The organism is Vibrio sinaloensis (genome assembly GCF_023195835.1).
GTDB lineage: Bacteria > Pseudomonadota > Gammaproteobacteria > Enterobacterales > Vibrionaceae > Vibrio > Vibrio sinaloensis_C.
The window spans coordinates 1,916,352-1,930,389 of sequence record NZ_CP096199.1; the positions used below are offsets into that span (position 1 = coordinate 1,916,352).

The 14,038-nt window shown below is 47.9% G+C and carries 11 protein-coding genes; 7 read left to right on the top strand and 4 right to left on the bottom strand.

Features of this window, described 5'->3' with window-relative positions:
• Positions 1-6: 6 nt before the first annotated feature.
• Positions 7-2,277, bottom strand: coding sequence for an ATP-dependent Clp protease ATP-binding subunit ClpA (gene clpA / locus MTO69_RS08690; RefSeq protein ID WP_248328389.1), 2,271 nt, complete (start codon positions 2,275-2,277; stop codon positions 7-9).
• 42 nt (positions 2,278-2,319) lie between these two features.
• Positions 2,320-2,640: an ATP-dependent Clp protease adapter ClpS gene (clpS, locus tag MTO69_RS08695; RefSeq protein WP_176287466.1), complete on the bottom strand. Its 321-nt coding sequence runs from the start codon at positions 2,638-2,640 to the stop codon at positions 2,320-2,322.
• A gap of 463 nt (positions 2,641-3,103) precedes the next feature.
• Between clpS and cspD the strand changes: the two genes are divergently transcribed.
• Entirely contained in the window at positions 3,104-3,325 is a 222-nt protein-coding gene (cspD, locus tag MTO69_RS08700) for a cold shock domain-containing protein CspD (protein ID WP_176287465.1), read from the top strand.
• A gap of 79 nt (positions 3,326-3,404) precedes the next feature.
• Here the strand turns inward: cspD and MTO69_RS08705 are convergent, their stop codons facing one another.
• Positions 3,405-5,630: an NADP-dependent isocitrate dehydrogenase gene (locus tag MTO69_RS08705; RefSeq protein ID WP_248328391.1), complete on the bottom strand. Its 2,226-nt coding sequence runs from the start codon at positions 5,628-5,630 to the stop codon at positions 3,405-3,407.
• Between the two features lie 292 nt (positions 5,631-5,922).
• On the opposite strand from MTO69_RS08705, the gene MTO69_RS08710 reads away from it, so the two are divergent.
• Positions 5,923-6,615: a pseudouridine synthase gene (locus MTO69_RS08710; protein WP_248328393.1), complete on the top strand. Its 693-nt coding sequence runs from the start codon at positions 5,923-5,925 to the stop codon at positions 6,613-6,615.
• A gap of 91 nt (positions 6,616-6,706) precedes the next feature.
• Here the strand turns inward: MTO69_RS08710 and aspS are convergent, their stop codons facing one another.
• Positions 6,707-8,482: an aspartate--tRNA ligase gene (gene aspS, locus MTO69_RS08715; protein WP_248328395.1), complete on the bottom strand. Its 1,776-nt coding sequence runs from the start codon at positions 8,480-8,482 to the stop codon at positions 6,707-6,709.
• 275 nt (positions 8,483-8,757) lie between these two features.
• Between aspS and MTO69_RS08720 the strand changes: the two genes are divergently transcribed.
• From MTO69_RS08720 to MTO69_RS08740, 5 genes are all read left to right on the top strand, one after another.
• On the top strand, positions 8,758-9,624 hold the full coding sequence (locus MTO69_RS08720; RefSeq protein WP_248328397.1) for a DUF72 domain-containing protein: 867 nt from the start codon (positions 8,758-8,760) through the stop codon (positions 9,622-9,624).
• 110 nt (positions 9,625-9,734) lie between these two features.
• Entirely contained in the window at positions 9,735-10,472 is a 738-nt protein-coding gene (gene cmoA, locus MTO69_RS08725; RefSeq protein ID WP_248328399.1) for a carboxy-S-adenosyl-L-methionine synthase CmoA, read from the top strand.
• Positions 10,473-10,606: 134 nt separating this feature from the next.
• Positions 10,607-11,578, top strand: coding sequence for a tRNA 5-methoxyuridine(34)/uridine 5-oxyacetic acid(34) synthase CmoB (gene cmoB, locus MTO69_RS08730; RefSeq protein ID WP_248328401.1), 972 nt, complete (start codon positions 10,607-10,609; stop codon positions 11,576-11,578).
• Between the two features lie 190 nt (positions 11,579-11,768).
• Positions 11,769-12,521, top strand: coding sequence for an ATP-dependent zinc protease family protein (locus MTO69_RS08735; RefSeq protein ID WP_248328403.1), 753 nt, complete (start codon positions 11,769-11,771; stop codon positions 12,519-12,521).
• A gap of 9 nt (positions 12,522-12,530) precedes the next feature.
• Positions 12,531-14,036 (top strand): inactive transglutaminase family protein, encoded by a 1,506-nt coding sequence (locus MTO69_RS08740; RefSeq protein WP_248328405.1) that lies wholly within the window; start codon positions 12,531-12,533, stop codon positions 14,034-14,036.
• Positions 14,037-14,038: the final 2 nt, after the last annotated feature.

The following is a 14,038-nucleotide window of genomic DNA, read 5'->3' on the forward strand; positions in this document are numbered from 1 at the left end:
CTAACATCAATGAACAGCGGCTTCCTTTTCATTCAAGTAGGTGAACTTTAACTCATCATCTTTCAAGTCGACTTTCACTGTCCCGCCATCGACCAAAGAACCAAACAACAACTCGTTTGCTAGCGGTTTCTTCAATTGGTCTTGAATTACGCGTCCCATTGGGCGAGCTCCCATCGCTTTGTCATAGCCTTTGACAGCCAACCAATGACGAGCGTCGTCAGACACTTCAAGTGACACTCCGCGAACATCCAACTGAGCTTGCAGCTCGACGATGAACTTATCCACTACCTGATGAATCACATGCTCATCTAGGCTATTGAACCAAATGATGTTATCTAGACGGTTACGAAACTCCGGTGTGAACACCTTCTTGATTTCAGACATAGCGTCATGGCTGTGGTCTTGCTGAATCAAGCCAATCGACTTTTTCACCGTCTCTTGCACACCGGCATTGGTGGTCATCACAAGGATCACATTACGGAAGTCTGCTTTGCGACCGTTGTTATCCGTCAAGGTACCGTTGTCCATTACTTGTAACAGTAGGTTGAAGATATCTGGGTGCGCTTTTTCTATCTCATCGAGCAGAACAACTGAGTGCGGATGTTTGATTACTGCATCCGTCAATAGACCGCCTTGGTCGTAACCGACATAACCAGGAGGCGCACCGATCAAACGGCTGACTGAGTGACGCTCACCATATTCAGACATATCAAAGCGCAGTAACTCGATGCCCAGCAACTTAGAAAGCTGAACCGTGACTTCTGTTTTACCCACCCCAGTTGGCCCGGCGAACAAGAAAGACCCGACCGGTTTGTGGTCGGCTCCCAGCCCAGCGCGCGTCAATTTAATCGCTTCGCTTAGAACATCAATCGCATCGTCTTGACCAAACACCAGCATCTTCATCTTCTCATCGAGCTTCTTCAAGATTTCTTTGTCTGAAGATGACACTGATTTTTCTGGAATACGCGCCATTTTGGCGACCATCGCTTCGATATCGGCCACACCCACGGTCTTCTTACGGCGACTCGCTGGAGCTAAGCGGCTGCGCGCACCTGCTTCGTCGATAACGTCAATAGCCTTGTCTGGCAGGTGACGTTCGTTAATGTATTTAGCCGACAGCTCAACCGCAGCGCGCAACGCTTTGTTGGTGTAGCGCACCTCATGGTGAGCCTCATACTTAGGCTTAAGACCCATCAAGATCTTGGTGGTGTCGTCAAGCGATGGCTCGACAATGTCAATTTTTTGGAAGCGACGCGACAGCGCGCGCTCTTTCTCAAAGATGTTGCTGTACTCTTGGTAAGTGGTGGAACCGATACAGCGCAACTTACCGCTACTTAAAAGTGGTTTGATTAAGTTGGCGGCGTCTACTTGGCCGCCAGAAGCGGCCCCTGCCCCTATGATGGTGTGAATTTCATCGATGAACAGAATTGCATCTTGCTCTTTTTCTAGCTGTTTAAGAATCGCCTTGAAGCGTTTTTCAAAGTCACCGCGGTATTTAGTACCAGCAAGCAACGAACCAATATCAAGCGAATAGATCACGCTGTCGGCGATAATATCCGGCACCTGACCTTCAACGATGCGCCATGCTAGTCCTTCGGCAATTGCCGTTTTACCAACACCCGCCTCACCCACAAGTAGCGGGTTGTTTTTACGACGACGACATAACACTTGGATAGTACGTTCCAACTCTTTTTCACGACCGATCAATGGGTCGATTTGGCCCTGCTTGGCCACTTGATTAAGGTTGGTTGCAAAGCTCTCCAGACGGTCCTCATTGCTCCCCTCATCGACATTGTCGCTGCTAAATGAGTCAGGAGACGAAGGTTCGTCACCGGAACTTGACGCTTTGGTGATCCCATGCGAGATAAAATTGACGATATCTAGGCGACTGATATCGTTTTTCTTCAGCAAATAGGCGGCGTGTGATTCTTGCTCACTGAAAATCGCCACCAGCACGTTCGCGCCGGTCACTTCACTGCGCCCAGAAGACTGAACATGGAACACGGCGCGTTGCAAAACGCGTTGAAAACTCAAAGTGGGTTGCGTTTCGCGAGTTTCATCGTTGTCAGGGATCAGCGGTGTGGTCTGATCGATAAAGATGTCTAGCTCACTACGAAGCACGTCGATATCTGCCTGACAAGCTTGCAGAGCCTCTCGCGCAGCATCGTTCTCTAACAATGCTAACAGGAGGTGCTCGACAGTCATAAACTCATGTCTTTTGTCTCGAGCACGGGCAAAAGCACCGTTGAGACTCGACTCTAATTCTTTATTCAGCATAAGTACCTCCTTTAAGAACAACTTAGGTTGCTCGAACTCGCGTTACGCTTGTTCCATTGTGCAAAGCAAAGGATGCTCGTTCTCTTTCGAATACATAGTAACTTGCGCTACTTTGGTTTCAGCAACTTCTGCAGTAAATGTGCCACAAATTGCCTTACCCTCATAATGCACTTGAAGCATGACCTGTGTTGCTTTATCGATATCCATCGAGAAAAATCGCTCTAAAACTTCAATCACAAAATCCATCGGGGTGTAATCATCGTTGTTGAGTACAACGTTGTACATAGATGGTGGTTTAACTTTTGTTTTTTCTCGCTCCAGTAAATCAGAATCTGGAGTAACCCATTCAAAATGTTTGCTCATGACTATACGACGTTGATGTTTGACTCTCTTAATTTTACCACTTCGACGAGCAGAAGTTTTGAATTTAGTTCTCTTAATCCAAGGTCAATTCGATGTAAAAAGTTTTGACCTTACTTAGAGACTAATCCAGCAATGGAGTGGCTGCAAATAAAAGATATTAATCTACAGAAGTGTTGTATCTGATTGATTAAAAAGAGACCAAAAAGCCGTATTGTCACTATCATATTGATACGTAACGCTGCCTCATAAGTTGCACAAATGTAAATCGCAAAAGTGATTTGTTTGCAAATATGTAGACTGTAAGACCTTTTTCCTATTGACTGCGCTACATCATTGGCTACATTGGTCAATAAGTGACTGAAAATTTGGCAGCGGCTGAATGGATATTCACTTTCTGTTTACAAGGATGATATGTAAACGATCAAACAACATCAGACACACAAATGCATGAGGGATGTAAAGCATGGCTACAGGTACAGTAAAATGGTTTAACAACGCCAAAGGATTTGGTTTTATCTGTCCAGAGGGAGAAGACGGAGATGTGTTTGCACACTATTCTACCATTCAAATGGACGGTTATCGTACTCTGAAAGCAGGCCAACAAGTGAGTTTTGAAGTGGAAGAGGGACCAAAAGGCTATCACGCTAGCTCTGTGGTTCCGGTTGAAAGCCAACCAGCCAAATAACCGCTGCCAACTTAAATAAATGGTTTAGTTAAATAAAAAAACCCGCTATTCAGCGGGTTTTTTACATGATGACGAACGATTATTTACCAATAATCATGTTCAATGTGTTGCTCGGACGCATCAAGCTGGCTGCTTTCTCTGCAACCGGTGCATAGTAGCCACCTAGGTCGCCAGGAACACCTTGAGCTTGGTTCAGCTCAGAGACGATAGTCTCTTCGTTCTCAGCCAGCGCTTTAGCGATTGGTGCAAACTCAGCCGCGAGGTCTGCGTCTTGAGTCTGCTCAGCCAGAGCTTTTGCCCAGTAAGTCGCGAGGTAGTAGTGGCTACCGCGGTTATCAAGCTCGCCAACGCGGCGCGATGGCGACTTGTTGTTATCAAGGAACTCACCCGTTGCCTTATCGAGGGCTTCAGCCAACACTTGCGCTTTGGCATTGCCAGTGACTGTACCTAGGTGCTCAAGAGACGCGGCTAGCGCCAAGAACTCACCCAGTGAGTCCCAACGTAGGTGGTTCTCTTTCTCTACTTGTTGAACGTGCTTAGGTGCAGAACCACCAGCGCCAGTTTCAAATAGACCGCCGCCATTCATCAGTGGAACGATAGACAGCATCTTAGCAGAGGTACCCAGTTCAAGAATTGGGAACAAGTCAGTAAGGTAGTCACGCAGTACGTTACCCGTTACCGAAATCGTATCTAGACCTTCTTTGATGCGAACCAGCGAGTACTGACACGCTTCTAGCGGGGCAAGAATCTTGATTTCCAAACCATCGGTATCATGCTGTGGTAAGTAAGCGTTAACTTTCTTAATCAGCTCAGCATCATGGGCACGGTTTTCGTCTAACCAGAATACCGCAGGCGCACCTGTCGCTCGCGCGCGGCTTACGGCAAGCTTAACCCAATCTTGGATTGGTGCGTCTTTCACTTGGCACATACGGAAGATGTCACCCTGTTCCACTGCTTGTTCTAGTAGAACAGCACCAGAAGCATCAACAACACGCACTGTGCCAGCGGCGTCTAGGATGAAAGTCTTGTCGTGTGAGCCGTACTCTTCCGCTTTTTGCGCCATAAGACCGACGTTTGGCACGCTACCCATAGTTGTTGGGTCAAAAGCACCGTTCTCTTTACAGAAATCGATAACTGCTTGATAGATACCCGCGTAGCTACGATCTGGGATCATCGCTTTGGTGTCTTTCTGCTTACCGTCTGGACCCCACATTTGACCAGAAGAACGCAACATTGCAGGCATAGACGCGTCAACAATGATGTCACTTGGTACATGCAGGTTAGTGATGCCGCGGTCAGAGTCCACCATAGCTAGAGGAGGCTGAGTTTGGTAAACCGCTTGTAGTGCGGCTTCGATCTCTTCTTTTTGAGCGGCAGGCAGTGATTGGATCTTCGCGTAAACATCACCGATACCGTTGTTGACATCTACACCGAGCTTGTCGAATAGCTCACCGTATTTCGCAAACACATCTTTGTAGTAAACCTTAACCGCATGACCAAAGATCACAGGGTCAGACACTTTCATCATGGTGGCTTTCATGTGAAGTGATAAAAGAACGTCTTGCTCTTTGGCTTCAGCAATTTGCGCTTCGAAGAACTCGACCAGCGCTTTCTTGTTCATCACTGAGCAGTCGATGATTTCTTGATCTTGAATTGGGAATGGCGCTTTGAGCTGCTTAACTGAGCCATCTGTTGCAACGAACTCAATTTTCACCTCAGTGGCACCTTGTACCGTGACTGATTTTTCGCTGCCGAAGAAATCTTTGTCTGTCATGCTCGCTACGTGCGATTTGGAATCTGCAGACCATGCCCCCATTGAATGCGGGTTTTTCTTTGCGTAGTTCTTAACAGACAGAGGCGCACGACGGTCTGAGTTGCCTTCACGCAATACTGGGTTTACCGCACTGCCTTTGATTTTGTCGTACGTTGCTTTGATCGCTTCTTCTTCGTACGTGCTTGGCTCTTCTGGGTAATTAGGTAGGTTGTAACCTTTCTCTTGCAGCTCTTTGATTGCCGCTTTCAACTGAGGAACTGACGCTGAAATGTTTGGCAGTTTGATGATGTTTGCTTGTGGCGTTTTAGCAAGTTCACCAAGCTCTGATAGTGCATCGCCGATACGCTGCTCTTCAGTTAAATGTTCTGGGAAGTTAGCAATAATACGCCCAGCCAGAGAGATATCGCGAGTGTCAACATCAATACCAGAAGAAGCGGTAAACGATTGAATAATCGGTAGTAGTGAATACGTCGCTAGCGCAGGAGCTTCATCGGTAATGGTGTAAATAATTGTAGGTTTTTCTGTAGGCATGAAATTTCCCTATTGTTCTAACAAAGCCATCGGATGAGTAGCCTTGTGTGAATGGCCGCTAACAAGTTGATGCTTCATCCCCTCACTTGTCGCGATTTGTCCGTCTCTTTGTTGTTTTCGTCACTGACCAGTGACATCCATGAGAGCGATTAATTATAATTAAACAAAAACAAGAGAATAGTCTATCATCTTGCTCGACAATCCTGTTTTTTGGCGCGCAAATGATAGCTTAAATTGGATATTTAAGAAACTTTCAAACACACTTTATTTACATTTTTGCAAGGTAGTTAACATGCCACCACGCTCAAGTCGAGGCTCTGCGCCGAATTCTAAAAGCAAGCCATCGTCTGGTTTTAAACGCAATAAATCCCCTATTTCACCTCGGGCAAGCAGCGCTAAGAAGCGCCATAAACCGATTAAACAAAAACCGCGAGTGACAGCAGCAGAACGCAAGGTACTGGTATTCAATAAACCTTATGATACCTTGAGCCAGTTTACTGATGGAGATGGAAGAAAAACCCTCGCTGACTACATTCCAGTCAAAGACGTTTACGCTGCCGGTCGCCTCGATCGAGACAGTGAAGGGTTGATGGTGCTCACTAACGACGGTATTTTGCAAGCCAAGCTGACCCAGCCGTCGTCTAAATCAGCCAAAACTTATTGGGTTCAAGTTGATGGTGCACCCAGTGAGCAAGATCTTGACCAACTGCGTCGCGGCGTGAAACTGAAAGATGGGATGACGCTACCCGCACAAGTTGAAATTATCGCCGAGCCTGATATTTGGGCGCGCACCCCGCCCGTTCGCTTCAGAGCCAACATCCCAACAACTTGGCTAGCCATCACTATTATTGAGGGCCGTAATCGGCAAGTGCGGCGTATGACCGCACATATCGGCTATCCGACACTGCGTTTAATTCGTTATTCGATGGGTGATGTGACGCTAGGTAACTTGCAGCCCGGCGAATGGAAAGAGATAACGGTTTAGAAGGAAACAAGTCGCTCCAATCTCGATAAACATAAAAACGGCGCTTCAATTGAAGCGCCGTTTTTATTTAGCTAACCGTTAGGACAAAAATTTAATCTTCTTTTTTCTCTGCCGCTTTAACGGCAATCGCTAGCTCTTCAAGCGCGGCTGGATTAGCCAGGCTTGGAGCGTCAGTCAGTAGACATGATGCTGCGGTTGTTTTCGGGAATGCGATAACATCACGGATGTTTTCCGTACCACACAGTAGCATCACCAAACGGTCAAGGCCGAATGCCAAACCCGCATGTGGAGGCGTACCGAACTTAAGTGCGTCGAGTAGGAAGCCAAACTTAAGCTGCTGCTCCTCGGCATCGATACCTAGAATATCAAACACGGCTGCCTGCATTTCTGCGTTGTGAATACGGACAGAACCACCGCCCACTTCGTAGCCGTTTAACACCATATCGTAAGCGTTAGAGTTGGCTGCCGCTGGGTTGGCTTTTAGCTCTTCAGCAGTCACACCAAGCGGTGACGTGAATGGGTGGTGCATTGCGTGTAGGTTGCCTTCGTCATCTTCCTCAAACATTGGGAAGTCGACAACCCATAGTGGTGCCCACGCGTTCTCGTCGGTCAGCTCGAGGTCTTTACCTAACTTAAGGCGCAGCGCACCCATAGCTTCAGCTACAACGTTAGCTTTGTCTGCGCCAAACAGGATGATATCGCCCGACTCTGCTTGAGTGCGGTCAAGAATGCCGTTGATCACTTCTTCATTTAGGAACTTAGCCACTGGAGATTGGACACCTTCCATGCCAGCAGCGCGGTCGTTAACCTTCATCCATGCCAAGCCTTTCGCACCGTAAATGCCTACGAACTCACCGTAACCGTCAATTTGTTTACGAGTGAGCGACGCACCGCCCGGAACGCGAATCACGGCTACACGGCCTTTCTCGTCGTTAGCCGGACCTGAGAAGACTTTAAACTCAACGTCTTTTACTAGGTCTGCGACATCAACAAGCTCAAGTGGGTTACGCAGGTCTGGCTTGTCAGAGCCAAAACGACGCATCGCTTCACTAAACGGCATGACTGGGAACTCACCAAGGTCAACGTTTAGCAGCTCTTGCCACATATCACGAACCATTTTCTCAGTCGTTGCACGTACTTCGTCTGCCGTCATAAATGACGTTTCGATATCGATTTGGGTGAATTCTGGTTGACGGTCAGCACGCAAGTCTTCGTCACGGAAACACTTCACGATTTGGTAGTAGCGATCAAAGCCCGACATCATCAGCAGCTGTTTGAATAGCTGTGGAGATTGAGGTAGCGCGTAGAAGCTGCCTTTATGAACACGGCTCGGTACCAAATAGTCACGTGCGCCTTCTGGCGTCGCTTTGGTCAGTACAGGCGTTTCGATATCGAGGAAGCCGTTGTCGTCAAGGAAGCGACGAACAAAGCTAGACGCTTTAGCACGTAGCTTGATGCGATCACTCATTTCTGGACGACGAAGGTCGAGGTAACGGTATTTCAGACGTTGCTCTTCTGAGTTCTTCTGGTTGAAGTCTAGAGGTAGCACATCTGAGCGGTTGATGATCTCTAGGCCTTTAGCGATGATCTCTACTTCGCCCGTCGCCATATCTTTATTGACTTGGCTGTCTGGACGAACACGAACTTCACCGGTTAGTTTGATACAGAACTCATTACGAAGCGTGTTGGCCACTTCATAAGCGTCCGCCATATCTGGGTCGACCACAACCTGAACAACGCCTTCACGATCTCGCATATCAATAAAAATAAGACCGCCTAAATCACGGCGACGGTTAACCCAGCCGCAAAGTTCTACAGTTTGTCCTGCAAGGGACTTGTTCAGGTGACCACAGTAATGGGTACGCATAATGAATTTCCCAATCTCTCTAAATTTGTTGATTACTCTCTATCGATGATAGATTTACCGATAGAGCAAAGTTCCATTTATACGCTGAAAGTGCGTTTAGATCGACTATTCAGCGTACAATTTATTGCGATTTATTCTCTGTTGATGCTTTTTACGCCAATAACTAGGCAAAACCGACATCCAGTGAATCGAATGGCGCTGATTATAGCCTTTTACCGCGCCATTCGGCAAAGCTCTGATTGATCCGATTTGAATGAAAAACAAAGAGTAGAATCATGGACCCACTACCGCTTCGATTAGGGCTGACCATGTGGTCACATAATAATTGGCAGCAAAGCTTTTATGGCAGCGGAACCAAAACCAGTGAAAGGCTGGAGAAATACGCTCGCGTATTCCATACCGTTGAAGGCAATACCACTTTCTACGCAACCCCCAACGCCAATACGGTAAACAATTGGAAAGCCGCCACCCACGATGCGTTTCGGTTTACATTCAAACTGCCACAAGCGATTACTCACCAGCACATGTTGCGAGGCTGTCAGGCGGAGTTAAAAAGCTTTATGTCGATCATGGCGCCTTTGCATGAGCGCATTGGTCAATGGACAGTGCAACTGCCTGCCATTTTTGGCCCAGAGCACTTGGCTCAACTTAAGCGATTTTGCGCACTATTCCCGCCTAACTACCCGCTTGGGGTAGAGGTGCGCCATCCTGCCTTTTTTGCCAAAGGCGATGCAGAAAAGTCACTCAATCACTGGCTAGTTGAGCAAGGATACGATCGAATCATCATGGACAGCCGGCCAGTGTTCGCCGCAAAACCGGACACCGAAGCCATCATCGACGCGCAAAACAAGAAGCCTAAAGTGCCGGTACACGCTATTGCCACCGCTAATCACCCCATGGTGCGGTTTATTGGTCACCCACAGCAGCACCTCAACGCTGAGTTCTTTACGCCGTGGCTGAGCAAACTGGCTGACTGGATCAATGCAGGCAAGCAGCCCTATGTCATGATCCACACAGCCGATAACATTGTGGCGCCTGAGCTTGCCGCCGATCTGTATCAGCAGCTGCAACAACATGTCACTTTGCCTGACTTAGCGCCCTTCCCTGCGCTCGATGGCAACACACAAATCCAGATGTTCTAAAGAAGATAACCACAAAACATGACACGAGCGTAGATTTCACATAAAATACGCGCCTTTTTTATGGTGCAGGTGCGAGTCATCTGCGGTTAATGTGTGATGAGAATTTCGCGATGAACCCGAAAAGCAACCCGGATACCATTTTTTCAGCGCCAATCGATAAAATTGGCGATTTCACCTTTGATGAGCGTGTTGCCGAAGTCTTCCCGGATATGATTCAACGCTCTGTGCCCGGTTATAGCAATATCATCTCAGCCATCGGTATGCTGGCGGAGCGCTTCGTTAAGCCACACACTCACATCTACGATCTCGGTTGTTCTCTTGGAGCCGCAACCCTATCGATGCGCCGCCATATAAAACAGGAAGGGTGTAAGATCATCGCGGTGGACAACTCTTCAGCGATGGTAGAACGCTGCAAACTGCACGTAAACGCGTATCGCAGTGACACTCCCGTTGATGTGGTAGAAGCCGATATCCGCGATATTGAGATCGAGAATGCCTCTGTCGTGGTACTCAACTTTACTTTGCAGTTTCTTTCACCGGAAGACCGCTACACCCTGCTAGAAAAAATCTATGCTGGCTTACGTCCTGGTGGCATTTTGATTTTGTCAGAAAAATTCGTCTTCGAAGACGAGGCCGCAAATGAACTGCTGATCGATCTGCACCACGACTTTAAACGTGCCAATGGATACAGCGAGTTGGAAATCAGTCAAAAACGCAGTGCTATTGAAAATGTGATGCGACCTGACTCCAAGCAAGAGCACAAAGACCGCTTTGCCAAGATCGGTTTCAGTAGCTTCGATATTTGGTTCCAGTGTTTTAACTTCGGCTCAATGTTCGCGATTAAGTAGCGAGAAGCGAGAAGCGAGAAGCGAGAAGCGAGAAGCGAGAAGCGAGAAGCGAGAAGCGAGAAGCGAGAAGCGAGAAAGTGTTTATTAGTACTCATTTCGCGTCAAATTATTAATTAATTATCAGTGAAAAATCTATGTTTAACTTTGCCAATTTTTACCAGTTGATCGCCCAAGATACGCGTCTTCAGCCGTGGCTAAACGTCCTGCCTCAACAACTTACCGATTGGCAGATTGCAGAGCATGGTGACTTTGGCCGCTGGCTCAAAGCGCTAAACAAAATCCCGCATGGCGCGCCAAATCAAATCGACCTCAAGCACTCAGTGACCATTGCTAATGACACCCCGATGGCGCCCGGCGAGCTGAAAAAGCTCGAGAGCTTGCTGCGCACTTTCCATCCGTGGCGCAAAGGTCCTTATACCGTGCATGGTATTCATATTGACACAGAGTGGCGTAGCGATTGGAAATGGGACCGAGTCTTGCCACATATTTCGCCGCTTAAGAATCGTAGTGTGCTCGACGTTGGCTGTGGCAATGGTTACCACATGTGGCGCATGCTCGGCGAAGGCGCACGTCTGACGGTCGGTATCGATCCCTCCCACCTGTTTTTGATTCAATTTGAAGCGATTCGCAAACTGATGGGCGATGACCAACGTGCTCACCTACTGCCACTCGGCATTGAGCAACTGCCTCAACTTGAAGCCTTCGATACCGTGTTTAGTATGGGTGTGCTCTACCATCGCCGCTCGCCGCTGGATCACCTGATTCAGTTGAAAGATCAGCTCGTATCTGGGGGTGAGTTGGTGTTAGAGACGTTGGTGATTGAAGGCGATGAAACCTCAGTTCTGGTGCCCGTTGATCGCTACGCACAAATGCGCAACGTCTACTTTTTCCCATCAGCGCGAGCCCTCAAGGTGTGGCTAGAACAAGTCGGCTTTGAAAATGTACGTATTGTTGATGAAAACGTCACCACGACAGGCGAACAGCGCACGACGGAATGGATGACACACAACTCGCTGCCTGACTACCTCGACCCAAGTGACCCGAGCAAAACGGTGGAAGGTCACCCGGCGCCAAGACGCGCGGTGTTGATTGCCAATAAGCCATAAAAGTAACGAATTGACAGAGAGTTAACTCAAGCCGCTGGTAAATGGATTCCTCTCTGCTGTTATCCAACTTACAATATCAAGGATGCTGTGATGGCATCCTTTTTTGTACTTACCCTATAGCAATCAAAATATTAGCAACCGATTCTTCGATATTACCAAGCGCACCATTACAACTGACTTAGGCGAATCAATGTTTACAAAAACTCTTCCCGTCGTAGCCCTTATTCTTCTATCTGGCTGTACCCTAACCAATAGTGAAAAGTATCACCAACAAACGATCGCAGCGATTGAGTCGTCTGAGACCAACCTAACCGAACAGTTTCAACATCTTAATACCCATCTCAACAGCCAAAACGACTACATTGAAAGCTTGGAGACGCGCTTGAGTGAACTGGAAAGTGAACTCAAAGACTTCAAATACGAGTCACTTGCACACCGCTGTGAAACGGCGAAAGCCGTGCAAGTACAGCCTGTTACATTACCCGCGCCTGCGCCGCGCAACGAGCTACTACTCGGCGCAGTAGAAAAAGTCACCATAGATTCAATTGAACAAGTGTTTGATGCGCGCATCGATACTGGCGCTGCGACATCGTCACTCAACGCGGTAGACATCCAAGAATTTGAGCGCAACGGCAAAAACTGGGTACGTTTTCACCTCTCTGATGGCAAAACGCCACTCGACGAAACCAACTGGATCGAAGCGCCAATTATACGTTTTGTAAAAATTCGTCAATCGAGCAATGATGAGGTGGAACGACGTGCCGTGGTCCAGTTATGGGTAAGGCTCGGAAAAATCCATGAAAAAGCGCAATTTACCTTGGCAGATCGCTCGCAAATGAGTCATCCTATACTTCTAGGTCGTGAGTTTATTCGTGACATCGCAGTCGTTGATGTTAGTCAACAGTATATTCATGCGACCTCTTCTCAAAAACAATCAAGGTAGCGTGAATTTATGACGTCAAAAGTTCCTTTTTATATTTCAGTGGTGCTACTGATTTTGGCCGGCATCGCTTTGAGCATGTTCCGTCATCAAAACTACGGCGTGCCATGGACTCCGGGCGAAACTCGTCAAGTTTGGGATATCGAAGCGCGTATCGAGTTTGATGGTCAATCAAAGCCAGTAAAAGCCTCGCTAGCGGCTCCTCATACACAAACCGGCTTTACTCTAATCAGTGAGTCCTCGTCATCTTCCGGTTACGGCGTCTCTTATCTTGATACCGAAACCGGACGACGAGCAGAGTGGTCTATTCGCCAAGCAAGCGGTCCGCAAACCATTTACTACAAAACCCAATTTTTAGTCGACCCTAACGCGAAAGTTGAGCCTACCCCCCCAAGCGAGCAGATCGAGGCACCAGCTTTTGAGGGTCCGGTCGAAGCCGCGGCGATTGCACTGATTGAACGTGCCAACCAACGCTCTGCCGATGATGTCACTTTTACTCGTGAACTGATCAAATCGCTTAACGACACAGACAGTCAAAACGCCTCTCTGGTGCTTAACAGCATGTCTAAAGTCGACGCGGTCAACGCCATTCTGTCTTACGCCAAAATCCCGAATAAAGTGGTCGGCGTGATTGAGCTTGAAGACGGTCGACGCCGCCAAACCATTCAGCACATGAACCAAGTGTGGGATGGTGGCAATTGGGTGCTATTTAACCCAAACAAGATCAATCAGATCATCGCCGACAATATTCTGGTCTGGGATGAGTCTAACGTCTCTTTGCTCGACCTTGTAGGTGGACAAAACAGCCAAGTGCACTTCTCAATGATTGCTCTTGATGTAACGCCTTCCCAAGCCACAGCCAACAAAGTGGAAGCCGACGGGCTACTTAACTTCTCCATTCACAGCTTGCCTCTTGAAGAGCAGGCAATGTTCAAAACCATTATGCTAGTGCCGATCGGTGCTCTAATTGTGGTGTTCTTACGCGTCATCATAGGTCTGAAAACATCGGGCACCTTTATGCCGGTACTTATCGCCGTTGCCTTTGTACAGACACAACTGGTCACGGGTATTGTCGGATTCCTGCTTATCGTCGGCACCGGTTTGGTAATCCGAAGCTACCTGTCTAAGCTCAACTTGCTGCTGGTTGCGCGGATTTCTGCGGTCATCATTACGGTGATTATGATCATTTCTGTCTTTACCGTGGTGGCGTTCAAGATTGGTCTCACTGAAGGTCTCTCGATTACCTTCTTCCCAATGATCATCCTGTCTTGGACCATCGAGCGAATGTCGATCCTGTGGGAGGAAGAAGGAGCAAAAGAGGTGTTGATGCAAGGCGGCGGCTCACTGCTTACCGCAGTGCTGGTCTACTTAGCGATGACCAACCCGTTTATTCAGCATTTGACCTTTAACTTTATCGGATTGCAATTGATCGTCTTAGCGGCAATTTTGCTCTTAGGTACCTACACAGGCTATCGCCTCACTGAGCTTCGTCGCTTTAAGCCATTGGCGGAGGACTGATT